Source organism: Exiguobacterium sp. s133 (assembly GCF_018618595.1).
GTDB lineage: Bacteria > Bacillota > Bacilli > Exiguobacteriales > Exiguobacteriaceae > Exiguobacterium_A > Exiguobacterium_A oxidotolerans.
The window spans coordinates 86,795-110,155 of record NZ_JACSMK010000002.1 but is presented as its reverse complement, the minus strand read 5'-3'; the positions used below and the strand labels follow the sequence as shown (position 1 = coordinate 110,155).

Sequence of the window (23,361 nt, the reverse complement as noted above, 5' to 3'; positions counted from 1 at the left end):
TAAGAGGAGGAAATGAACATGGCTAAGAACATGCCTGAAATTGGCGATTATAAATATGGTTTCCACGATCGCGATATCTCGATCTTCCGTTCTGGACGTGGCTTGACGACAGAAGTCGTCGAAACGATCTCGAAAATGAAAGAAGAACCACAATGGATGCTCGACTTCCGTTTGAAATCGCTTAAGATTTTCAACGAACAAGCGATGCCAGCTTGGGGTGGCGATTTATCAGATCTTCGTTTTGACGACATCACGTATTACGTGAAACCGTCGGAACGTGCTGAAAAATCATGGGATGAAGTACCGGAAGAAATCAAACGTACGTTTGACAAACTCGGTATCCCGGAAGCAGAACAAAAGTACTTGGCAGGTGTTTCGGCACAGTACGAATCAGAAGTCGTTTACCACAACATGAAGAGTGAACTTGAAGATCAAGGGATCGTCTTCAAAGATACAGATACAGCACTCAAAGAGAACGAAGACTTGTTCCGTGAGTACTTCGGTAAATTGATTCCGCCGACAGATAACAAATTCGCTGCCCTTAACACAGCGGTTTGGTCGGGTGGATCGTTCATTTATGTACCAAAAGGCGTCAAGATGGATACGCCGCTTCAAGCCTACTTCCGCATCAACTCGGAAAACATGGGTCAATTTGAGCGGACGCTCATCATCGTTGACGAAGAAGCATCTGTGCACTACGTCGAAGGATGTACGGCACCGGTCTACACAACGAACTCGCTTCACTCGGCGGTCGTTGAGATCTTCATCAACAAAAACGCGTATTGCCGTTACACGACGATCCAAAACTGGGCAAACAACGTCTACAACCTCGTGACGAAACGTGCGATCTGTGAAGCCGGCGCGACGATGGAATGGGTCGATGGTAACATCGGTTCGAAATTGACGATGAAATACCCAGCCGTCATCTTAAAAGGTGAAGGATCACGTGGGATGACATTATCAATTGCCATCGCGGGTAAAGGGCAACACCAGGATGCGGGTGCGAAAATGATCCACCTTGCGCCAAACACGTCGTCAACGATCGTCTCGAAATCGATTTCTAAACACGGTGGGAAAGTTACGTATCGCGGAATCGTCCACTTCGGCCGTAAAGCGACCGGAGCGCGTTCGAACATCGAATGTGACACACTCATCATGGATAACCAATCGACGTCGGATACGATTCCGTACAATGAAATCCTCAACGATAACATCTCGCTTGAACACGAAGCGAAAGTATCGAAAGTCTCGGAAGAACAATTGTTCTACCTCATGAGCCGTGGGATTTCACAAGAAGAAGCAACAGAAATGATCGTCATGGGCTTCATCGAGCCATTCACAAAAGAATTGCCGATGGAATATGCGGTCGAAATGAACCGTCTCATCAAGTTCGAGATGGAAGGTTCAATCGGATAATCTAACTCCGAAAAAGAATTTTACACTCCTCACGCGCTTTATCCGTTTTCCTTTAGGAATCGGGTGAGGCGCGTGATTTCGTTTAGATTAAAATCTGCTCTCGTACTTTTTTAGGCGAAGCCGGATTAGACAAGAATAAGCTTCTTCCTTTTCTGTTGCTTTCCTCGGGCGAGGGGCAAGCCGTTGCCCCTTGACCTATCGGGCAATGAGCAGGGTCTTGCCTGCCTCTGACAGCGCAAGTTGCCTTGCGCTTTTTCCCGTAGGAGTCAACGAAAAAGAGAAGCTTTGTTTAGGTTGTGCCGCAGAGTAAGGCGAGTCGAGACATGGAAGCGCGACGCGGCAGTATGGTGATGTCGGCTCTTCAATCTTCATAAGACAGCATTTGTCTCCAGTAGCTGACTTTAACGAAAGTCAGATTGGTTGCTAAAGCGATTACCGCTGAACGCTTTTTCCAGTAGGAGTCACGAGAATCAACGTGTTTTCAAGATGTGATTCGAGAAGGGAAAGCGTGTCGGATAACACGAACTATCCGTCTGGCATACGGTCTTATTTTACTGGGGTATTGTTGATTGTTCTTTCCGACAACGGGTAGAGAGTAAGAAACAGTTCTCTCGAAAGGAAGGATGACCGATGCGACCGATTGTCTACTCATTTCAAGCATCGCTTGACGGCTATCTCGAAGATGGGCAAGGCTTACTCCCCTTTACACCTGACAAGGAACTCCATCGTTACTTCAATGACTACGAAAAACAGTTTGATACACATTTCTATGGACGGAAATTATATGAAATGATGCATCCGTTTTGGTCGAACGTAAGCGATACGGAAGAAGTCGCAGAAATTCGTGACTATGCACTGATTTGGACAGGAATCGAGAAGATTGTCTTCTCCCGGACATTGACGCAGGTCGATGGGCATGCCCGGCTTGCAACAGGGACGATTGAAGAAGAAGTCGAACGTTTACGGGGGATGCCCGGCAAACGGATATCCGTCGGTGGCGCAAATCTTGCTGCACAATTCATGCAACGTGACTTGATTGATGAATACCATGTTGTCGTCTATCCTGTCCTGCTCGGAGGCGGAAAACGGATGTTTGGACGACTCGACCAATCACTTGCTTTACGGCTTGTCGAACAACGGCACTTTGCTTCTTCCGGCTGTGTTGTCCTTCGATACGAACGAACACGCTGACGACAATCTTCGAGAAGAAGTTTTCGATTTAGCTGTGATATGATAAGAAAATAGACAGTGCAAAAAAGCCTGCGTCAAAAAAAGCGATAGGTCTTTTTTGTCGTAAGGAGGGATAAGCGGATGATTTATGTCGGCGTGACCGGTTGGGGGGATCATGATAGCCTCTATCCGACACCGCAAGACCGAAAAGAAAAACTGGCTGCCTACGCGGGACATTTTCCGGCAGTCGAAATCGATTCGACGTTTTATGCGATTCAACCGGAACGAAACTATCAAAAATGGGTCGCAGAAACACCGGACGCCTTTCGCTTCATCGTCAAAGTACACCGGGCGATGAGCGGGCATGACCGGGACAATAAAGATCCACTCGGTCCGATTTTCGAACAATATATTGCGTCAATTGAGCCGATGCGAAAGAGCGGGAAGATTGCGGCGATCCTCGTCCAACTGCCACCTTGGTTCGACGTTAGTAAAGTTCACCTTGAATACTTGCAAACTGTTCGTAAATCGCTTGCGGGACTCCCGGTTGCGATCGAATTCAGAAATCCGTCCTGGTACTCCGACGAATATCGGGAACGGACACTTCGTTTTTTAGCAGAGCATCAGTTCATTCATACGATTTGTGATGAGCCGCAGACGGAAGACGGTTCCGTCCCGTTTGTTCCTGTCGTCACGCAAGAAACAGCGTTCGTCCGCTTGCATGGTCGGAACAAAAACGGCTGGCTGAAAAAGCCGGGGCAAAGCAGTGACGACTGGCGGAAGGTCCGTTGTTTATACCGGTACTCGGAAGAAGAATTACAAGAATTAGCAGAACATGTCCGGACGCTTGCAGGACAAGCGAAAGACGTGTATGTTTTCTTTAATAACAATTCAGCAGGCGATGCCGCGCCGAATGCGAAACGTCTGATTGAGATCCTTAATCTCGATTATGAACTCGCTCCCCGGCAAATCTCGTTGTTTTAATTTTAGAGGAGGCTTTGAGCGTGAAGTTACACGTCATCCATTATAATGATCTTCATTCACACTTTGATATGTGGCCTCGCTATATGTCGTTCATCAAGGAACACCGGACGTACGACTCCCTTGTCTTTGATTTAGGGGATCATGCAGACCGTGTCGCACCGGCGACGGAAGCGACGCAAGGAAAAATCAATACCCATCTCTTAAATGAGTTAGCACCGACTGCCGTGACGATCGGAAACAATGAAGGAATCACGTTTCCCCATGACTGGCTTGCGGCACTCTATACAGAAGCGACGTTCCCTGTACTCGTCTCGAATATGACAGCACCGTTCGCGAAGTCTGGCATGATTCAGGAACTTCCGACCGGTAACGTCGGAGTCTTTGGTCTGACGGCTCCTTACTATGAATTGTATGAGTTGCTCGGGTGGACAATCGAAGACCCGTTCGAAGCAGCAGCGCGTGAAATCGAGTCGCTTCGCGGACAGGTCGACGTCCTGATTTGTTTGAGTCATCTTGGGTTTTATCAGGATGAGGAACTGGCAGAACGGTTCCCGGAGCTTGATTTAATCATCGGAGCCCATACGCATCATGTCTTAGACGATGGTGTCGTCAAGAATGGTGTCTTGATTGCCCAAGCCGGTAAGCACGGTCAATACGCAGGTGAGATTTATCTCAACACGGATACTGGTGAAAAAGAAGCCGTCTTGCACCCGCTCCACGACTATGCGGCGGATGAAGCGAGTTCCGGATTACTCGACCGTGAACAATATGCGGCTGAAAAAGTGATGAAACAACCGATTGGCAGGACATCAGGTCTAGCGAATGACTGGTTTAGTCCGTCACCGTTCTCCCAACTGTTAGCAGACACGATGCAGGACTGGTGTAAAGCCGATATCGCTTGTGTCCCGGCTGGTATGTTGCTCGGTTCGCTCTCTCCGGGTCCCGTCTCTTCCTTCGACCTGCACCGGTTATGTCCGCATCCCATCAATCCGTGTAACGTCACGATGACAGGACGGCAACTGATGACGTTCATGGAAGAAGTCGAAACGAATCAGTTTGAACAGTTAAAAGTCCGTGGACTCGGTTTTCGCGGGAAATTGATGGGGAAAATGCATTACGCAGGACGTGACTCCGTTTTAGCCACACTGGACGAGTCGGCGCACTACACGGTCGCGATGCCAGACATGTTTACGTTTGGACCTCTCTTCCCAGCAATCAAAGACATGCCGAAACAGTATTTCATGCCGGAGCTTTTACGAGATTTGCTATTTAACCGGCTATCGGAGAAGTCAGAATTCACTGAATTGCATGCCCCTAAACGATAATTGTTTGGTATACTGAAACAGAAAATAAATGACTTTTTTGGGGGATGAAGGGGGAAGTGTATTTATGGCTAGAGGAGAGATTCAACGGAAACCAGAATGGCTAAAAATCAAGTTGAATACGAACGAGACCTACACAGAGCTTAAGAGTATGATGCGAGAAAAAAAGCTACATACTGTCTGTGAGGAAGCGAAGTGTCCGAACATCCATGAGTGTTGGGCCGTTCGCCGGACAGCGACGTTTATGATTCTTGGGAGTATCTGTACACGGGCATGCCGTTTTTGTGCTGTGACGACAGGACGTCCGAATGAACTCGATTTAGAAGAGCCGACACGTGTCGCAGAATCGGTTCGTCTGATGAACTTGAAACATGCAGTCATCACGGCAGTAGCACGTGACGACCTGAATGACTTCGGGGCAGGAGTTTACGCCGAAACGGTCCGTGAAGTACGACGGATGAACCCGGAGACATCGATTGAAGTCTTGCCATCTGATATGGGTGGAAACTTTGATGCGCTCCAAACCTTGATTGAAGCGAAACCGGACATCATGAACCATAACATCGAGACGGTTCGACGCTTGACACCGACGGTCCGTGCAAAAGCAACGTATGACCGGACACTCGAATTCCTTCGCCGTTCAAAAGAGCTTGCTCCCGAAATCCCGACGAAATCAAGTTTGATGTTAGGACTTGGTGAAACGTGGGAAGAGATTTTACAGACGATGGATGATCTTCGTGCGAACGACGTCGATATCATGACAATCGGTCAGTATCTTCAACCGACGAAAAAACACCTGGATGTCATCAAATACTATACACCACAAGAATTTGCTGAACTAAAACAAATTGCGCTTGGCAAAGGCTTCTCACACTGTGAAGCCGGTCCACTCGTCCGCTCTTCTTATCATGCGGATGAACAAGTCAACGCAGCGAAAAAGAATAAAGCTGCTTTACCAATCGATTGAGTAAATGAAACCGTCTCAGTAGCCGACTGGGACGGTTTTTCGTCTGCGCGGAGATTCGTTTTCAGAAATGAATATGCTATGATAATAGAAGCAGGGGGTGGAAAAATGATACAAGTCAATCGCGAACGATATGAAATCGTCGAAGAAAAGCGTGAAGGTTTCAATGAGGAAGCTTTCATCGGACGATTCAGTGATGTCCTCGAAAAATATGATTACATCGTCGGAGATTGGGGGCACGGTCAACTTCGACTACGTGGCTTCTATAATGACGATCACATCAAGGCGACGTTTGATACGAAGATTTCGCATGTTGCGGATTATTTATATGAATACTGTAATTTCGGCTGTGCTTATTTCATCGTCAAGCGGATGGAGCCGGTAGAAGGAGAAGAAGCACCACCTCGCTTCGACGGATCTTCGGCCAATACGTTGAAGCTTAAACGTAAATTTTCTCCGACTGAAGAAGCACAGTAATCAAAAAGACATATTTAAAAACGTTTCTGATGGGCTGATTTCGGCTATTACTATAAGTATCACGTACCTATAGGGGGAACCATCCATGAGAATCGTCGGGATTTATAAAACTGTGCCAGAAATCGTTAGTGCTGTTCATGATTTGCGTGTCGCCGGAGTCATTTCAACGGACTTAAAAGTCGTTGCCCATGACCGCTATGACTTAGATCAAATCGAAGACATGGCAGATTTGCATAATCACCAGACGTCAACGAAGCTGTCGCAAGAAGAGCATATGAACCTATGGCATGAGATCAAAGGGATCTTCAAAAAGAAAGAAGCTGCTTCGACGACGCATACAGATGTGTTGCAAGCGAGTGGCTTAAGTAAAGAAGATGTCGACCGTGCAAACAAAGCAGTCGAAGACCATCAATTCGTCTTGCTCGTCGGGGACGAGGCAGATCAGCATTCAGAGCGTAAAGCTCATGATGATTCAGACAATACGAATGTGTTCAGTGGACCGAATACACTGAATGAACGCAATGATCGTCTCATCTAAAATGCTTAAAAAGCAGCTCCATCCTTCACGGATGGAGCTGCTTTTTTTCATGTGAGACCAATGTATTCACTTAAATACCGTTCGAGTTCATCAGCTGCGTCTTCCTTGAGGTCGAAGGCATGAGCGATATAACCCGGTTCGTCAAAATCATCGGCACCGATGATTGCGAAGCGGTTCGAGAGTAAATTCAGCACTAAAATCTTTCCGAAAAAATGTTCCGAGTGCGTGATTGCTAAATCGAACCGGCTCGTTTCACCAATCCAGCAAATAAACCGTGTTTTCGTTTGTTCGACATCATCATATAAAAAATCGCGTTCTTCCATCATGACGTGTAAAGTCCCTCATTTCCTAGTCTCTTTTCAGATTAAAGGGTTTGGGGAACATTTTGCAAGTACGGTTTGCGCGACAGACTGTGTTCCGCGATGACTTTACGGATGGTCCGTGTTTTTGAGCGCATGACGAGCGACGTCGTCTCTACGATATCGTCCGTGATGAACTTGACCCCGTCGAGCATTTCACCGGTCGTGACACCTGTCGCCGCGAAGATACAATCGTCGCTCTTGATTAAGTCGTCGAGCGTCAACAATTGTAACGGATCAGCAAGTCCCATCCGAATGACACGGGCTGTCTCTTCGTCATCCATCGGGTGTAAGCGTGCCTGCATGTCGCCACCCATTGCTTTGACAGCAGCAGCGGTAATGACGCCTTCCGGTGCACCGCCCGTTCCGATGAAGATGTCGATGCCTGTTGCCGGTGAAAGGGGGGCGATTCCGGCAGAAACATCGCCGTCCTCGAATAACCGGACGCGGGCGCCCATCCGCATAGCGGCTTCACGGAAGTGGTCGTGACGGGGGCGGTCTTGCATGATGACCGTCACGTCTTCAATCCGTTTATTGTTCAGTTCAGCTGCCTTTTCAATGATGACTTCGAGTGGATCGTCGAGCGAGACATGTCCTTTTAAGTTCGGACCAACCGTTAATTTATCCATGTACATATCAGGAGCATGCAAGAGTGCGCCTTGGTCTGCGACAGCGATGACGACCATGGCGTTACCGAGTCCTTTTGCGACGATGTTCGTGCCTTCGAGCGGATCGACTGCGATGTCGACGATCGGACCATTTGTCGTGCCGAGTTGTTCGCCGATGAACAGCATCGGTGCTTCATCGAGTTCACCTTCTCCGATGACGACTGTTCCTGTCATATTGACCGTATTCAAGACTTCACGCATCGCTGTCGTTGCGGCATCATCTGCCTCGTTCTTTTTCCCACGACCAATCCATTTTGCAGATGCGAGGGCAGCAGCCTCTGTTGCGCGGACGATTTCTAATGCAAGTTCCCGTTCCATGTATAAATAACCTCCAAGTCACTTAATGTGACATACTATTTTGGGTAAAAATCTAAATTGAGGATAACACATTGAGGAATGTGATGCAAATGGCGTTTCTACTTTTCATGGACCGCCGATAGGTCTAAAATGGAAGATGTAAGGGGGAATGCTAGATGTATTTCGTGAATCGGGAAAAGATTGAACAAACGGTGATTTGTTTCGAGACAGCGCTTCGTCAAAGCAAAGAGTTAACGGGGGATGCGGTGACGACAGCTTTAGCGCTGGAACGGATCGGGTTTTTAGTCATCGAAAGTATCATTGATATCGGAAATAGTATGATTGATGGTTTCATCATGCGTGATCCGGGAAGTTATGAAGATATCGTATTGATTTTAGAAGACGAGCGGGTGATTGACGCAGAACTCGCGACGAGCTTAAAACGAATCGTCGCACTGCGGACACCGATCGTCCGTGAGTTTACGAAGTCGAGTACAGCAGAAGTCCGGACGGTCTTGAGCGAAGAAGAAATAGAGCTTCGTCGATTTCCGTCCGCGGTCCGTCAATACTTAGAGACAGAACTCGGACCCGTCTCGGCATTTTTACCAAACGAGGAGTGAGTCAGGATGAAAGCGAAAGGTTATTTATTCGATTTAGACGGCACGATGTATAACGGAACAGAACCTGTTCAAGAAGCCGTTGATTTTGTCAATCGCTTGCAAGCAGAAGGCGTGCCGTACCTGTTCGTGACGAACAATGCATCGATGACAGCAGAAGCCGTCGCTGAAAAACTACGCGGCATGGGCGTTCATTCCGATGCAGGACATGTCTTAACGAGTGCGATGGCGACAGGTCGCTACATCGCAGAACTCGACCCAGGTGCAAATGTCTATGCGATCGGTGAACACGGGTTGCTCGATGCCTTAGAACAACAAGGACTTCAAGTCGTTGCCGATGAGCATGCGGATTACGTCGTCATCGGACTCGATCGTCAAATCACGTATGAGAAGTTAGCGATCGGTGCACTGGCGATTCGGGCAGGAGCACGATTCATCTCGACGAACGGCGATATCGCAATTCCGACAGAACGCGGCTTCTTACCAGGAAACGGTGCCTTGACGTCGGTTTTACGCGTGACGACAGAAAAAGAGCCGTTCTACATCGGGAAACCGGAACCGGTCATGGTCAACATCGCTGCTGAAATGATTGGTCTTGCGAAGGAAGATGTCATCATGGTTGGTGACAACTACCATACGGATATCTTATTCGGAATCAATGGTGGGATTCGGACGATGCATGTCAACTCGGGTGTTCATACGCCTGTCTTTATTCAAGGGCAGGATGTTCAGCCGACGTACATGGTCGATTCGCTTGCCGAGTGGATTTTATAACCATAAAAACCCCCGACGACGGATGTCATCGGGGGTTTTTTCGAATTAGAAGACTTGTTCTACTTCAACGACGCCAGCTACTTCTTCAAGCAGGGCACGTTCGATACCAGCCTTCAATGTGATTGTCGAACTTGGGCAACTGCCGCAAGCTCCCATCAAACGAAGTTTAACGATACCATCTTCAACATCTACGAGCTCAACGTCTCCTCCATCACGAAGAAGGAACGGACGCAATTTTTCGAGGACTTCATTCACTTGATCAAACATTTCCATGCGTAAACACATCCTTTCTTATAAATTCATTGTAACAGGGTTGAAAAATGTTCTCAATCTGGAAAACTTGTATACTGAGAAAGAGTAAACGGAAGAAGGGGGATATCTGATGGAAATCAAGGTATATGGGGCAGCTGTGACGTGTCCGAGCTGTGTCGGGGCACCGAGTTCGGAAGAGACGTTCAGCTGGTTACAGGCTGTACTTGGACGGAAATATGAAACGGAGTTAACATTTGTTTACGTCGATTTTGAACAGGCGACGACACGTGACAGTTGGGTGGATGCTTTAAAAGACGACGAATATTTTTACCCACTCGTCTTACTCGATGGCGAAATGATTGACGAAGGGTATGTTCAACTGAAAAAAGTCACGCGTGCGATTGATCTGAAATTGAATCAGGCTGCGCAGTAAACTTCATTGACGTTTAAAAATCCCCAAAGTACCTAAGCGGACTTTGGGGGTTTCAGCGTGTAGACAAAGTAGTATGGGGTGATCAAAGATTGTTTCTTCTTCGTTGCTTTCCTCGGGCGAGGCGCAAGCCCCTTGATCCTGGCGGACAACGAGCAGGGTCTTGCCTGCCTCTCGGCAGCGCGAAAAAACGCGCTTTTTCCCGCAGGAGTCAACGAAATGAAAAGCTTTTTAGGCCGGTGTAAGAAAAGGTGAGGAGAAAGCAGAGGCATGTAAGCCTCTTTACTCTACATAAGTGGTGTATACAGCCTAAAATCCCCAAAGCGCCTAAATGGACTTTGGGGATTTTGCGTTTATTTAATCTTTTTATGTTTCCATAAGACACCTGATTTTAGAAGGCGTGGCACTTTTCCCGTCAGGGCCTGTTTACCCATGACGATTCCGAATCCATCTGATTTTCCGAGTGACCCGAGCATGCCGCGTAATTTGATTTCCGGTAATTTCGGAAGTTTTTTTCCGGCCCATTTCGCTTCAAGGACATCAACGACTTGATCCGCTTGATGCTCTGCGAGCTGTCCGCTTGGTGCATACGGGAGGCTCGCGCAATCACCGATGACGAACAAGTTATCGTATTCCGGAACGTGATGATGCTCCGCTAGTTTAATCCGTCCGCCGCTATCTGCTTCAAATCCGAGGTCACGGACAACTTTGACGGGTTGCGTTCCGGCTGTCCAAATCGTTAAGTTCGTCGGATAGACGTCCTCACCGTTGCGGACATCATCTGCTGTGACGAGGGTGACGTTCGAATTGTTGATGACATCGACGTCATGCTCCTCGAACCATTCCTGAACGTAAGAGGATACTTTATCAGATAAGAACGATAGGACAGATGGACCACGATCGAATAAACGAATCTTCAAGTCCTTGCGACTTTCGTGGAGTTCACTTGCCAGTTCAACACCCGAGAGACCGGCACCGACAATCGAGACCGTCGCGCCGGGCGACAGTCCACAAATCGCTTGATGCGTTTTGCGTGACTCTTCGAGTGTCTGAATGCTATAAGTAAACTCTTGAGCACCCGGTATGTTATGGTATTTATCTTCGCAACCTAATGCGATGATGAGATCGTCATAAAAAAGTTCTGTCCCGTCTTGCAAGAACACAGAATTCGTCTCTGGCGAGATGTTAACGACATGCCCATATTTATATGTGAGATGTTTCCCCTCCGGAAATTCAATCCGGACATCACGATCGGATAATGTACCTGCTGCAAGAGCGTAATACTCGGTCTTTAGTGCGTGATACGGCAATCGATCGACAAGCGTCACGGCGACCTCTTCATCCTTGAAGCGTTCACAAATTCGCATTCCGCCATATCCGCCACCTAAAACGACTAGTTGCTTCATAACTTAAAATCCCCCTTAGTTCCCCTAAATCAGTCTGACCTTGTATAATACGACAAGAGGAAGGTAAATTCCTGCTTAAAGGAGGAAAAAAAGTGAATCCCATTATTGAATTTTGTATCAGTAACTTAGCGGCAGGGACCCAAGTCGTCATGTCACAACTCGAACGCGACCCGAATGTCGATGTCGTCGAGTATGGTTGTCTTGGCTACTGCGGCATCTGCTCGCTTGACCATTTTTGTCTTGTTGACGGCCAGACCGTCATCGGAGAGACACCGGAAGAACTGTTAGAAAACATCTACGCTAAAATCGAAGAAAATGAACTCTAAAAAAATCCCCCACCTCAAATGAAGTGGGGGATTTTGTCGGTCGGCGGGCGCGCCTAGGACTTATGCAGCTTGTTGACGACGGTTGATCCAAGGTTTTAATTTTAAGAACAGCGGAATGAAGAGTGCTGAGATGAAGAGGGCCTTGATGATGTTGAACGGCAAGATACCAGCGATGATCGTTGTCCATTTGACAGCCGGATCAAGCATGTAGTCCATCCCGAAGAACCAAGCATATGCCGGGAGGATCAAAACATAGTTGAGAATCGCAAGTCCAAGTGCCATGGTAATGGTTCCTGCGACTAAGCCGGTTGCAAGACCTTGCGTTGATTTCTTTTTATGGTAGAACCAGCTGACAGGAAGAATGAAAGCAACACCCGCTGCAAAGTTTGCAAGTTCGCCGACCGGAACACCGCTTCCGCGGAAAATATAATAGAGAACGTTCTTCAATGCTTCGACGATTACACCCGCTACCGGTGAGAACATGATAGCAGCAATCAACGCCGGGACATCACTGAAGTCGATTTTTAAATAGTTCGGTAAAAAGGGTAGTGGGAAGTTGAGTAACATAAGAACAAATGAAATTGAACCTAACATTGAGAGTGTGACCATTTTTTGAGTGCGTTTCATACGAGTAAAATCTCCTTTTTTTCGTTCCTCTCGATGAAGTATTGGCATGACTGCGTCCAAAATAAACCCCCGTTGAATAAGATTCAACAGGGGAGAAGTCCGCAATAAAATAAGCCTATCCGAAATGTGCAAAATCGGAATAAGTCTATATACATGCCGCCATCTTCTCCCATCCAGACTATACTGTCGGCTCCTGAGTCACACAGAATCAGCAAATAGCGCCCTATTCGCTCGCGGGCTTCAGACAAAAGTCTGTTTACCGCCGGTCGGGAATTTCACCCTGCCCTGAAGATGGAACGATTTAATTTTTTTGATACAATTCATTTATACAACGAATTCAAGATAGTTTCAAGCAACTAGGTTTCGAATCTACGTAAAGTTGCGTATACTATAGAAAAAGGGAAGGTGATTACATGATCCAATTAACAGAAGCAGCTGCTCTTCAAGTCAAAGAGATGATGCAACAAGCGCCGGACGATGAAAGAAATCTCCGCATGCTCGTTCAAGGTGGCGGATGCAGTGGTCTCTCCTACGGAATGGGTTTCGATAGCCAAAAGGAGACGGACCTGACATTTGAGCAACATGGCGTCAATGTCATCGTCAATGAAAAAGACTATCCGGTCGTCAAAGGATTAGAAATTGACTATAAACAATCGATGCTTGGTGGCGGATTCACAATCACGAATCCGAATGCAATCGCGACATGCGGCTGCGGGACATCATTCAGAACAGCGACGAACGCCGGGACACCCGGTGGTTGCTAACTCACAACGTGGACCTCAGAGTCCGCGTTTTTTTGTTTTTTCGTGAGATACAGGATTTTAAGAATCGGGTAGAGAAGACAGTAGGGCAACGGAATGAGTACGTCATCATTAAGGAGGACTATCGATGCGAAAAGTGTTGATTTTTGGTGGGACACGTTATTTTGGAAGACGCCTGGCATTACGACTCGCTGACGCCGGCGATGATGTGACGCTCGTCACACGGGGGGAACATACGCCACCTGTCGCGAAGGGCTTGACATTCTTTAAAGGGGACCGGACGTCAAGCAGTACGATGAAAGATTTAGGGAGTCAAAACTGGGATATCATCTACGACAATATTTGTTTTAATCCATATCAAGCAAAACTTGCCGTCGATGCATTCGAAGGAAAGGTCGGACGCTACATCTTAACGTCGACGATGTCCGTCTATGACGGGGGAGGAGCAAATCTTTCAGAGCGGGATTTCAATCCGTTTCTCGGGAAATATGACTTGGAACAGGAACATGATTACGGGGAAGGAAAGCGCCAAGCAGAAAGTTATTTCTTTCAACGGGCGACATTTCCTGTTATCGCCGTTCGCTTCCCGGTCGTCTTAGGACCGGATGATTACACGGAACGTCTCGTCTTCCATGTGAAACGTGCGCTCGCAGGGACTCCTGTGGTGGCTGAAAACCTCTATGCGAAAATGGGATATATCTCAAGCTATGAAGCGGCCTCGTTCCTTGAATGGTGTGGTCGTTCGACGATGACAGGACCAATCAATGCAGCGAGTGACGGGGTGTTATCGATTCAAGATTTGATGGATAAGATTGACCGTGTCGCAGGAACGGAATCAACGTTCGCGACGACGGGCGACGATGAATCACCACTGGCGCCAGAACGTGATTTCTACATGGATACGTCAGCAGCGAAAAAAGCCGGCTATTTATTCCAACACGTCGACGAGTGGCTCGATCGACTCATTGAAGAGGAGGTACGAAATCACAAATGATTACGTTAGTAAAACCGTCCGTCCATCTCGAAACGGAGTATTTAGACTTTTTGGCAGAATGGGAACAATCCGGGGAACCGATTGTCCCGAGTGTCGTCAGCAAAACGTTTTTACCCCTCGCTGACTTTTTAGAGGAGCAGGAACAAGAGGCATTGACGGCTCCAGAGAACTGGGTGACGCACTCGACCTATTGGTTTTACGACGGGAAACAAATCGTCGGTGCTGTGAACTTCCGTCATGACTTAAACGATGGTTTAAAACAAATCGGGGGTCATATCGGATACGGGATTCGGCCGAGCGCCCGGAAGCGCGGTTACGCGACGGAAGGTCTGCGTCAAGCACTTGAAGTCGCAAAAGAACGTGGACTAGAATCGGTCTTGATTACGTGCAGTGCAGACAACATCGCGTCAGGACGTGTCATCGAAGCGAACGGCGGAGAAGAACTGGAGTCATTTATGAAAGAAGACGGGTCACGTGTACGACGATTCAACGTTCCGCTGTCTTAACATCATTCTAATCATCCTACTTTGATTAGGATGATTTTTAATTTGAGGGAGGGGGTTTCGAGATGCAGATACGGCGAGCGACGTTAGACGACGCTGAAGCAATCGCCACCGTCCACGTTTCAGCGTGGCAAGAGACATACCGCGGTATCATTCCTGACGACTACCTCGATCAGTTGTCGACAGAAAAGCGTGCCGCTGCATGGCGGGAATTGTTAGTTGATGGACTTGTTTTTGTTGCTGTCGACGCAAAAGGTTTGATTGGTTTTGCCCACGGCAAGCAAAATCAAACAGAATCGACAGAAGGGGAACTGTCAGCGATCTATTTGTTGCGTTCGTATCAAGGGCGCGGAATCGGTCGCGCCTTAGTCAACCGTGTCGTCCGTCAGTTGGAGGAACATGGTGTTACGTCACTCATCATTGCCGTGCTCGCGGATAATCCGGCCTGCCACTTTTATGAACGACTCGGAGGTATCCGTGTTTCCGGGTGTGTGATCGAACGGGGTGGGAAAGAACTGGAGGAACACCTTTACCGGATTGATTTACCCCTCTCCTTTTCGTAACGAAGGAAGCGGAAATCAGTCGGGTTTCGTTTGGGAAAACTACGAAAAAAGAAGCGTTCCTTCGATTTACACCGAGGAAACGCTTCTTCTTCATGTCCATTAATGATTTTTTACTTTTTCGAACAGGCTTGTCGAGTGTTGTGGATGACGGGCGGACGGATCGACGAGTAGTTTCGCTTGATTGACAGCAATCGGTGCTTCACCGAAGCCGGTCGCAATCAATTTGACACGACCGTCGTACGTCGCGATGTCACCACAGGCAAAGATGCCGGGGATCGCCGTCTCCATTTTCGAATTGACGCGAATCGAATTGCGTTCAAACTCGACTTCCCATTCTTTTAACGGGCCGAGCGACGAAACGAAACCGAAGTTACAGACGACGTCATCTGCCCCGACGACGATGACTTCTTCCGTTTCCGCATGTTTGAACGTCAAAGTTTCGATACTCTCTTCACCGGTAACGGATTCGAGCGTATACGGTGTCATGACATTGACGGATGAGTTGTGGAGCAGTTCGACTGAATGTTCATGTGCACGGAACTTATCGCGACGGTGAACGAGCGTGACGGATTTCGCGATCGGCTCAAGCATCAATGACCAGTCGACAGCGGAATCGCCACCACCGAGTAAGACGACTTGACGATCTTTGAAGCGATCCATTTCATTGACGAAATAGTGCAAGTTACTCGTTTCGAACCGTTCGGCATCGGCAACACCAAGTGGACGGGCGGCGAACGAGCCGTTACCTGCCGTCAAGATGACGGTCTTCGTGAAGTGTTCTCCTTTGTTCGTCACGAGGCGGATGATTCCGTCTTCGAGGCGCTCGTAGGCGACGACCGTTTCTCCGAGGACATACGTCGGGTCGAATTCATTTGCTTGTTCAAGCAAACGATCGACTAAATCCTGAGCTTTGACTTTCGGGAAGCCGGCAATATCATATATATATTTCTCAGGATAAAGCGTCGCCAGTTGCCCACCGAGTTGGGGGAGACTTTCGATGACTTTCGTCTTCATCTGACGCATCCCTGAATAAAACGCGGTGAACAATCCGACTGGACCGCCCCCGATAATCGTGACATCATATGGTTGGTACATCTGATTCCCTCCTATAGTTGGATACTCCTATTATATAGGTAGGAGGGGCGGGTGTTGCAAGTACGGGAAATCTTACATTTTTTTCAGCATTTCTAGAATTTTCTTTTGCAATCCGTCAGAAAAAGTGTTTCAATAAGCTTATAGACATGTGAACATTATTTGAACAAAGTTTTTGAGCATTTATTTGTAATTGAATGTGAAGAAAATCACAACAAAACTACCATTCGTAAGGAGTATCAGAACATGAACACACCTAACATTGTTATTCTTGGAGCCGGCTACGGTGGATTGATCACAGCAGTCAACCTTCAAAAGAAACTTGGCGTCGATCAAGCCAACATCACATTGATCAACAAACATGACTATCATTACCAAACTACTTGGTTACATGAACCTGCGGCAGGTACGATGTCAGCAGAACAAGCGCGCATCTATATCAATGATGTCATCAATCCTTCACGCGTCAAACTCGTTAAAGGGATTGTTGAAAAAGTCGATACGGCAAGCAACACAGTGAAACTTCAAGACGGTGGAGCTGTTCCTTACGATTACGTCGTCGTTGCACTCGGTGGCGTTCCAGAGACTTTCGGAATCAAAGGATTGAAAGAGAACGCTCTAACGATCAGCTCATTGAACAGTGTCCGGAAAATCAAAGAACACATCGACTATTCATTTGCAGAATACAAAACGACTGGTTCAACGGATCGTTCACTTCTGACGATCGTCGTCGGTGGAGCTGGATTTACAGGAATCGAGTTCATGGGTGAGCTCGTCAACCGGATTCCAGAGCTTTGTAAACAATACGATATCCCACGCGAACTCGTGCGTGTCGTCAACATCGAGGCAGCTCCGACTGTCCTTCCTGGATTTGATGCTGATCTCGTCAACTACGCACACAAATGGCTTGAGCGCCAAGGGATCGAGTTCAAACTCGGTAACGGCATCAAGGAATGTGGTCCTGGAACGGTTACGTTTGGTCCACTCCAAGGTGATACAACAGAAACGATTGAAGCGAACACAATCATTTGGACAGGTGGCGTCAGTGGGAACCCGGTCGTTGCGGCATCAGGTTTCGAAGCAATGCGTAACCGTGTTGTCGTTGAGGAAGATCTTCGTGTCCCTGGACATGACAATGTCTTCATGATTGGTGACTGTTCAGCAGTCATGGACCCAAGTTCAAACCGTCCATACCCGCCAACAGCACAAATCGCGACACAACAAGCGCATAAAGTCGCTGAAAACATTTCAGCACTCATCGGTGGACGTGAAACATCTACGTTCACATATGAAAATAAAGGAACAGTCGCATCACTTGGTCATAAAGATGGGATCGGTATGGTCTTCGGTAAGAAGATTTATGGTCGTAACGCATCATTCATGAAAAAAGTCATCGACAACAAACATTTCCTTGAACTGAAGAAAATTGGTCTTGCGATCAAAAAAGGTAAATTCTAAGTTCACCTTTTAGGCAAATGTACACTCGTGCATTTGCCTTTTTTGTCGGTTATACTAGACGAAGAGATTTAAAGGGGGAACATTATGCATATTATCCAAGCCGTGATCGGGAGTGTACTTTATCTCGTCATGTTCTTTAGTATTGGTTTTATCTTAAACATGTTGTTACGTAGCACATGGATTATGCTCGTCTTATATCCGGTCATCATCATCATGATGATTGATAATCAGTCGACGCTTGAATATTTTACGAATGCGAAAAAAGCAATTCCAGCGTTAGGTGATCGAATCATGGGTTTGCAGACAGCGGACGTTACGATGTTTGCGGCAGGACTTGCCGGTATCATCATTGCCGGAATGTCGATTCGTTTCCTGCGTAAAAGTGGTTACCAAATGTTTTAAAGCCTACTTGAGTAAGTAGGCTTTTTTAGTGCGTGGAAACACGTTATAATAAAAACAGTGTCTTTAAAAAATGTGTAAGAGCAGATAGGGTTGAGAGCGAATGGATAAACAAATGTACCACGTTATCAAAGTCTTGAATAATAATGTCGTCATTTGTTCGACTGGTGCAAATCAGGAAGTCATTATCCTCGCAAAAGGGATTGGCTTCGGACGGAAGCCAGGCGATCAACTGACGGATCTTGAAAAATTAGAAAAAGTCTATACCTTGAAGGATAAAGAAGAGCAAGACCAATATAAAGCACTCGTCGGGCATTTAGATGAAAATTTCGTCGCCTTGATGAATGATATCGTCTCGATGATTGAAACGCGGTTCGGTAAGCGCGTTGATGAACATATCCATATCGGACTGACGGATCATTTGACGTTTACGTTCAAGCGGCTCGAACAAGGGATGGAGGTCACGAATCCCTTTTTAGCGGAAACGGAAGCTTTGTATCCGGAAGAATATGCGCTTGCTGAGGAAATCGTTGAATTCATCAGTGCCGAGATGAATTTTTATCTTCCGCCGGCAGAAACAGGATTCATCGCACTCCATATTCATTCGGCGACGAACTTTAAAGATGTGCTCGAAGTCAATCGTCATCATCAACTCGTCGGATTAATTGCGAGTCATATCGAGCAACGGCTAGAAATTAAAATCGATCGAAAATCGTTGGATTATAAGCGTTTAATTCGCCATCTCCGCTCGGCGATTGAAAGGGTTTCCAATGGGGAGTACCTAGAGGCGCCAGAAAAAGTAGAAAAGCTATTGCGTGAAGAATATCCCCTGTGCTATGATACTGCTTGGGAGCTGATGTCCATCATGGAACGTCAGTTGAAGAAAGCGGTACCGCGCGGTGAGGCGACGTATCTTACGATGCATCTGCAACGCTTAGTGCAGTACGATTTAGGTAAATGACCGCACGGACTACGTGTTACTGATACGATCAGGCATGAGTGGGAAGTCGGACAAAATGGTTTATTTCCGTTAGATTCATTTCGCGGAATAAGTGTATTTTGTTCTACAATCCGCTCGTGCCTGATTTTTTTCTGTAAAAATCGGTCGGATGTCTGACTTTTTTCAACCTGTCATTGGTATTATTCATTATTCCTAGATTTTAGATTAAGAGGAGGAAACACACATGTTCAAACAGATTTTCGCTGTTCTTCAACGTGTCGGTAAAGCGTTAATGCTTCCTGTTGCGATTTTGCCAGCTGCCGGGATCTTACTTGGATTCGGTAACGCGATGCAAAATCCGAACTTGACGTCAAAACTCGAGTTCTTAAAAAATGATGCGATCATCAAGGTTGCAAAATTGATGGAAGCAGCCGGGGATATCATCTTCGGTAACTTAGCACTCTTATTCGCGGTCGGTGTCGCGATTGGTTTAGCAGGGGACGGCGCAGCCGGACTTGCAGCAATCGTCGGATTCTTGATCATGAACAAAACGATGAGTGTTTGGCTCGGCGTTACACCAGAAATGGTCGCAAACGGTCAAGGGTACGCAAACGTACTTGGTATTCCGACACTTCAAACAGGTGTCTTCGGTGGTATCATCATCGGTTTACTCGCAGCCTGGGCTTACGGTAAGTATCATAATCTTGAATTGCCGCAGTTCCTCGGATTCTTCGCAGGTAAACGTTTCGTTCCAATCGTTACAGCAGTCGTTTCATTGTTCGCAGGTCTTGTACTTGTCTTCGTATGGCCATTCGCTCAAGACGGGTTGAACTCATTCTCTCACTTCATGATGGAGAAAAACCCGACGCTTGCAGCTTTCGTCTTCGGTCTCATTGAGCGTTCATTGATTCCGTTTGGTCTTCACCATATCTTCTACGCACCGTTCTGGTTCGAATTCGGTTCGTACACGAACGCAGCAGGAGATGTTGTCCGCGGTGACCAAGCAATCTTCTTCGCACAGTTAAAAGACAACGTTGAATTAACAGCTGGTACGTTCATGACTGGTAAATTCCCGTTCATGATGTTCGGTCTTCCAGCAGCAGCACTTGCAATGTACCATGAAGCACGCCCAGAGCGTCGCGCAGTCGTTGGTGGTCTTCTTGGGTCAGCAGCACTTACAGCTTTCTTAACAGGTATCACAGAGCCAATCGAATTCGCATTCTTATTCGTTGCTCCAATCTTGTTCGCAGTACACGCAGTTTTCGCTGGTCTTTCATTCATGACAATGCAACTCTTGAACGTTAAAATCGGGATGACATTCTCTGGTGGATTGATTGACTTCCTTCTCTTCGGTGTCCTTCCAGGACGTACGCAGTGGTGGCTCGTCATCGTCGTCGGTCTTGTTCTTGCAGTCGTTTACTACGTTGGATTCCGTTTCGCAATCCGCAAGTTCAACCTGAAAACACCAGGTCGTGAAGATGAAGTACAAGAAACTTCATTGGCTCAAGGTTCTGAGCTCGCAGCGGGTATCCTTGACGCACTCGGTTCTGAATCAAACATCAAACACCTTGACGCATGTATCACACGTCTTCGTGTTGAAGTTCTCGACAAGTCGAAAGTCGACAAAAACGAATTGAAAAAACTTGGAGCCGCTGGTGTCCTTGAAGTGGGTAACAACGTTCAAGCGATCTACGGACCAAAATCAGATAACATCAAATCTGAGATCCAAGCCGTCATCAATTCACGTAAACAAGAAAAATCAGTTTAAGTCTTTAAGTAAAGTGAGTCTTCCGAAATCGGGAGGCTCATTTTTTTGTGTTTCAAAGAATTGTTGTGATTAGTTTTGCGGGAGAAAGATTCAGGGTATGAACTAAATAGTCTGGTCAAAAAAAGGAGGGAAATCACTGATGTGGAAAAATGTATTCGGAGTGTTGCAACGGATTGGTAAAGCATTGATGTTACCAGTTGCCATCTTGCCGGCAGCAGGGCTTCTACTGGCGTTTGGTACGGCGTTTCAAAACCCGAACCTGACGCAGTATCTGCCTTTTCTCGAAAATGATTCGCTCGTCGTCATCTGGCGTGTCATGCAAGACGCAGGGGATATCATCTTTGCGAACTTAGGATTACTGTTTGCCGTCGGGGTTGCGATTGGTCTTGCGAATGGGGAAGGGGTCGCAGGGCTTGCTGCAATCGTCGGATTCTTGATCATGAACAAGGTTATCAGTTCATTCCTACAAATCACACCGGAAAAAGTTTCGGAAGCGCAACAATCAAGTGACTTATCGTACGCAACTGTATTAGGGATACCGACCTTACAAATGGGGGTATTCGGAGGGATCATAGCGGGGTTAATTGCCGCATATAGCTATAATAAATTCTTTAAAATCAAACTACCGGACTTTCTTGGATTCTTCGCCGGTAAACGGTTCGTACCGATTGCAACAGCGCTATTCAGTTTAGTCGCTGGTTTTGCACTGTCCTTCATCTGGCCGCCGATCGGGAGTGGGATTAACACGTTTTCGAAAACAATCATCGAGTCAAATGAAACGTTATCAGCCTTCATCTTTGGATTAGTCGAACGGTCACTCATTCCATTCGGTCTTCACCATATTTGGTATTCAAGTTTTTGGTTCCAATTTGGTGAGTATACGGATAAAGCAGGCACGGTTATCAACGGGGACCAGCGAATTTTCTTCGCTCAGTTAAAAGATGGTGTTCCGTTCACGGCCGGGACGTATATGACCGGGAAATATCCGTTCATGATGTTCGGACTTCCGGCAGCTTGTCTCGCGATGTATCATACGGTTGCGAAAGATCGTCGTAAAGCAGTTGAAGGACTCTACTTCTCTGCTGCTTTAACATCGTTCCTGACAGGGATTACGGAACCAGTCGAGTTTTCATTCGTGTTCGTGGCACCGTTATTGTTTGCAGTCCACGCTGTTTTTGCAGGATTGTCATTTATGATCATGGACATCTTGAACGTTAAAATCGGGATGACCTTCTCAGGTGGATTAATTGACTACACCTTATTCGGAATCTTACCGAACAGGACCGCCTGGTGGCTCGTTATACCGGTTGGTTTAGTCTTCGCCGTCATTTATTACTTCGGATTCCGTTTTGTGATCACGAAGTTTGATTTAAAAATTCCAGGACGTGAAGCAATTAAGGAAGGGGCGGCAACAGCTGGTGCGACGGCTGGTGAGCTCCCATATGAGATTCTGCAAGCGTTTGGTGGACCATCGAATATCAAACATCTCGATGCGTGTATCACACGTCTGCGGATTACCGTTAATGATAAATCGGGTGTCAACAAGGATCGTCTGAAAGAACTTGGCGCAGCTGGTGTATTAGAAGTTGGCGATAATGTCCAAGCCATCTTCGGTCCGAAATCAGATGGCATCAAGACGGAAATGGCAGAAATCATGAACGATCCAAATTATCAACCACCTGAAAAACCAGAAGCTGACCCGATTCCGCAAGTTCCGACTGGAGCTGAGTCACGTGGGGAAGAACGGGAAGACTTAGCAGGATCAGGTGGAGAGTATGTACCAAGTGACGGATACGTCTCACCGCTGAGCGGAACGATTCGTTCGCTTGATGATGTACCAGATCAAGTCTTCTCTGGCCGGATGATGGGGGACGGGTATGCAATCGAACCAACTGAAGGTTATGTTGTTTCTCCAGTGTCCGGTGAAATCACGACCTTCTTCCCAACGAAACACGCGATTGGAATCCTGGCCGATAATGGTGATGAGATTTTAATTCACATCGGAATCGATACGGTTTCACTCGAAGGAAAAGGTTTTGAAGCACTCGCGAAAGCGGGAGATCGTGTTGAGCCAGGAACACCACTGCTGAACGTCGATCTCGAACAAATTCGACCGCTTGTGCCGTCACTCTTAACGCCGATCATTGTCACGAACAGTGGTGACCGGAAAGTAACGGTTGATATTGGCCGGACGGTTGAAGCAGGAGAGAAAGTCACGTATGAGATTAAATGACGTCATTTAAAAAATAATGGGAC

At 47.0% G+C, this 23,361-nt stretch carries 26 protein-coding genes and 1 riboswitch; of the genes, 20 read left to right on the top strand and 6 right to left on the bottom strand.

The features are described from left to right. The first annotated feature begins 18 nt into the window (after positions 1 to 18). The 7 genes from sufB (at position 19) to KNP96_RS03095 (ending at position 6,871) form a co-directional block, all read left to right on the top strand. Complete coding sequence (sufB, locus tag KNP96_RS03125) at positions 19 to 1,416, top strand: Fe-S cluster assembly protein SufB (protein ID WP_028105809.1); 1,398 nt, start codon at positions 19 to 21, stop codon at positions 1,414 to 1,416. A 630-nt stretch (positions 1,417 to 2,046) separates the two neighbouring features. After that, the gene (locus KNP96_RS03120; RefSeq protein ID WP_214768801.1) at positions 2,047 to 2,607 is read left to right on the top strand and encodes a dihydrofolate reductase family protein; all 561 of its coding nucleotides are present in this window, start codon (positions 2,047 to 2,049) and stop codon (positions 2,605 to 2,607) included. Positions 2,608 to 2,727: 120 nt separating this feature from the next. Continuing rightward, entirely contained in the window at positions 2,728 to 3,570 is an 843-nt protein-coding gene (locus KNP96_RS03115; protein WP_214768799.1) for a DUF72 domain-containing protein, read from the top strand. 20 nt (positions 3,571 to 3,590) lie between these two features. Then, positions 3,591 to 4,895 carry a bifunctional metallophosphatase/5'-nucleotidase gene (locus KNP96_RS03110; RefSeq protein WP_214768797.1) on the top strand — a complete coding sequence of 435 codons (1,305 nt, stop codon included), beginning with the start codon at positions 3,591 to 3,593 and terminating at the stop codon, positions 4,893 to 4,895. Between the two features lie 64 nt (positions 4,896 to 4,959). After that, complete coding sequence (lipA, locus tag KNP96_RS03105) at positions 4,960 to 5,859, top strand: lipoyl synthase (protein WP_088837694.1); 900 nt, start codon at positions 4,960 to 4,962, stop codon at positions 5,857 to 5,859. 105 nt (positions 5,860 to 5,964) lie between these two features. Next, positions 5,965 to 6,333, top strand: coding sequence for a YutD family protein (locus KNP96_RS03100; RefSeq protein ID WP_029331264.1), 369 nt, complete (start codon positions 5,965 to 5,967; stop codon positions 6,331 to 6,333). Between the two features lie 85 nt (positions 6,334 to 6,418). After that, entirely contained in the window at positions 6,419 to 6,871 is a 453-nt protein-coding gene (locus KNP96_RS03095) for a general stress protein (protein WP_214768795.1), read from the top strand. Between the two features lie 47 nt (positions 6,872 to 6,918). Here KNP96_RS03095 and KNP96_RS03090 read toward each other — a convergent pair whose 3' ends face one another. Both KNP96_RS03090 and glpX read right to left on the bottom strand, forming a co-directional pair. Further along, positions 6,919 to 7,197, bottom strand: a complete 279-nt coding sequence (locus KNP96_RS03090; protein ID WP_214768793.1) for a DUF3055 domain-containing protein — start codon at positions 7,195 to 7,197, stop codon at positions 6,919 to 6,921. A gap of 38 nt (positions 7,198 to 7,235) precedes the next feature. Continuing rightward, the gene (gene glpX, locus KNP96_RS03085; protein WP_088837690.1) at positions 7,236 to 8,216 is read right to left on the bottom strand and encodes a class II fructose-bisphosphatase; all 981 of its coding nucleotides are present in this window, start codon (positions 8,214 to 8,216) and stop codon (positions 7,236 to 7,238) included. A 155-nt stretch (positions 8,217 to 8,371) separates the two neighbouring features. On the opposite strand from glpX, the gene KNP96_RS03080 reads away from it, so the two are divergent. Together KNP96_RS03080 and KNP96_RS03075 are read left to right on the top strand one after the other, a co-directional pair. Then, positions 8,372 to 8,815: a DUF86 domain-containing protein gene (locus KNP96_RS03080; protein WP_088837689.1), complete on the top strand. Its 444-nt coding sequence runs from the start codon at positions 8,372 to 8,374 to the stop codon at positions 8,813 to 8,815. Between the two features lie 6 nt (positions 8,816 to 8,821). Next, complete coding sequence (locus KNP96_RS03075) at positions 8,822 to 9,586, top strand: TIGR01457 family HAD-type hydrolase (RefSeq protein ID WP_088837688.1); 765 nt, start codon at positions 8,822 to 8,824, stop codon at positions 9,584 to 9,586. Positions 9,587 to 9,631: 45 nt separating this feature from the next. On the opposite strand, the gene KNP96_RS03070 is transcribed toward KNP96_RS03075, so the two are convergent. After that, a complete protein-coding gene (locus tag KNP96_RS03070) occupies positions 9,632 to 9,859 on the bottom strand; it encodes a NifU family protein (RefSeq protein WP_012371190.1) in 228 nt (75 codons plus the stop codon). Positions 9,860 to 9,968: 109 nt separating this feature from the next. On the opposite strand from KNP96_RS03070, the gene KNP96_RS03065 reads away from it, so the two are divergent. Beyond that, complete coding sequence (locus tag KNP96_RS03065) at positions 9,969 to 10,271, top strand: DUF1462 family protein (RefSeq protein ID WP_088837687.1); 303 nt, start codon at positions 9,969 to 9,971, stop codon at positions 10,269 to 10,271. Positions 10,272 to 10,621: 350 nt separating this feature from the next. On the opposite strand, the gene KNP96_RS03060 is transcribed toward KNP96_RS03065, so the two are convergent. Then, positions 10,622 to 11,674, bottom strand: a complete 1,053-nt coding sequence (locus KNP96_RS03060; protein ID WP_088837685.1) for an NAD(P)/FAD-dependent oxidoreductase — start codon at positions 11,672 to 11,674, stop codon at positions 10,622 to 10,624. Between the two features lie 92 nt (positions 11,675 to 11,766). On the opposite strand from KNP96_RS03060, the gene KNP96_RS03055 reads away from it, so the two are divergent. Then, on the top strand, positions 11,767 to 12,000 hold the full coding sequence (locus tag KNP96_RS03055) for a YuzB family protein (protein ID WP_088837684.1): 234 nt from the start codon (positions 11,767 to 11,769) through the stop codon (positions 11,998 to 12,000). A gap of 60 nt (positions 12,001 to 12,060) precedes the next feature. On the opposite strand, the gene KNP96_RS03050 is transcribed toward KNP96_RS03055, so the two are convergent. Beyond that, positions 12,061 to 12,627 carry an ECF transporter S component gene (locus KNP96_RS03050; protein ID WP_088837683.1) on the bottom strand — a complete coding sequence of 189 codons (567 nt, stop codon included), beginning with the start codon at positions 12,625 to 12,627 and terminating at the stop codon, positions 12,061 to 12,063. A 157-nt stretch (positions 12,628 to 12,784) separates the two neighbouring features. Beyond that, a riboswitch (FMN riboswitch) is annotated at positions 12,785 to 12,924 on the bottom strand. Between the two features lie 116 nt (positions 12,925 to 13,040). Between KNP96_RS03050 and KNP96_RS03045 the strand changes: the two genes are divergently transcribed. The 4 genes from KNP96_RS03045 to KNP96_RS03030 all read left to right on the top strand — a co-directional run bounded on the left by KNP96_RS03045 (position 13,041) and on the right by KNP96_RS03030 (position 15,448). After that, the gene (locus KNP96_RS03045) at positions 13,041 to 13,391 is read left to right on the top strand and encodes a HesB/IscA family protein (RefSeq protein WP_029331252.1); all 351 of its coding nucleotides are present in this window, start codon (positions 13,041 to 13,043) and stop codon (positions 13,389 to 13,391) included. A 124-nt stretch (positions 13,392 to 13,515) separates the two neighbouring features. Beyond that, positions 13,516 to 14,382 carry an NAD-dependent epimerase/dehydratase family protein gene (locus tag KNP96_RS03040; RefSeq protein ID WP_214768791.1) on the top strand — a complete coding sequence of 289 codons (867 nt, stop codon included), beginning with the start codon at positions 13,516 to 13,518 and terminating at the stop codon, positions 14,380 to 14,382. After that, complete coding sequence (locus KNP96_RS03035) at positions 14,379 to 14,888, top strand: GNAT family N-acetyltransferase (protein ID WP_088837681.1); 510 nt, start codon at positions 14,379 to 14,381, stop codon at positions 14,886 to 14,888. Before KNP96_RS03040 ends, KNP96_RS03035 begins: the two co-directional genes overlap by 4 nt. 62 nt (positions 14,889 to 14,950) lie before the next feature. Then, the gene (locus KNP96_RS03030) at positions 14,951 to 15,448 is read left to right on the top strand and encodes a GNAT family N-acetyltransferase (RefSeq protein ID WP_214768789.1); all 498 of its coding nucleotides are present in this window, start codon (positions 14,951 to 14,953) and stop codon (positions 15,446 to 15,448) included. A gap of 99 nt (positions 15,449 to 15,547) precedes the next feature. Here the strand turns inward: KNP96_RS03030 and KNP96_RS03025 are convergent, their stop codons facing one another. Further along, positions 15,548 to 16,543, bottom strand: coding sequence for an NAD(P)/FAD-dependent oxidoreductase (locus KNP96_RS03025; RefSeq protein WP_088837679.1), 996 nt, complete (start codon positions 16,541 to 16,543; stop codon positions 15,548 to 15,550). Positions 16,544 to 16,786: 243 nt separating this feature from the next. On the opposite strand from KNP96_RS03025, the gene KNP96_RS03020 reads away from it, so the two are divergent. From KNP96_RS03020 to ptsG (KNP96_RS03000), 5 genes are all read left to right on the top strand, one after another. After that, positions 16,787 to 17,998 carry an NAD(P)/FAD-dependent oxidoreductase gene (locus tag KNP96_RS03020; RefSeq protein ID WP_088837678.1) on the top strand — a complete coding sequence of 404 codons (1,212 nt, stop codon included), beginning with the start codon at positions 16,787 to 16,789 and terminating at the stop codon, positions 17,996 to 17,998. A gap of 84 nt (positions 17,999 to 18,082) precedes the next feature. After that, positions 18,083 to 18,400, top strand: coding sequence for a YuiB family protein (locus tag KNP96_RS03015; RefSeq protein WP_029331243.1), 318 nt, complete (start codon positions 18,083 to 18,085; stop codon positions 18,398 to 18,400). A 100-nt stretch (positions 18,401 to 18,500) separates the two neighbouring features. After that, positions 18,501 to 19,358, top strand: coding sequence for a glucose PTS transporter transcription antiterminator GlcT (glcT, locus tag KNP96_RS03010; protein ID WP_029331241.1), 858 nt, complete (start codon positions 18,501 to 18,503; stop codon positions 19,356 to 19,358). Between the two features lie 223 nt (positions 19,359 to 19,581). Further along, a complete protein-coding gene (gene ptsG / locus KNP96_RS03005) occupies positions 19,582 to 21,105 on the top strand; it encodes a glucose-specific PTS transporter subunit IIBC (RefSeq protein WP_088837677.1) in 1,524 nt (507 codons plus the stop codon). A 139-nt stretch (positions 21,106 to 21,244) separates the two neighbouring features. After that, positions 21,245 to 23,338 carry a glucose-specific PTS transporter subunit IIBC gene (gene ptsG, locus KNP96_RS03000; RefSeq protein WP_214766915.1) on the top strand — a complete coding sequence of 698 codons (2,094 nt, stop codon included), beginning with the start codon at positions 21,245 to 21,247 and terminating at the stop codon, positions 23,336 to 23,338. Positions 23,339 to 23,361: the final 23 nt, after the last annotated feature.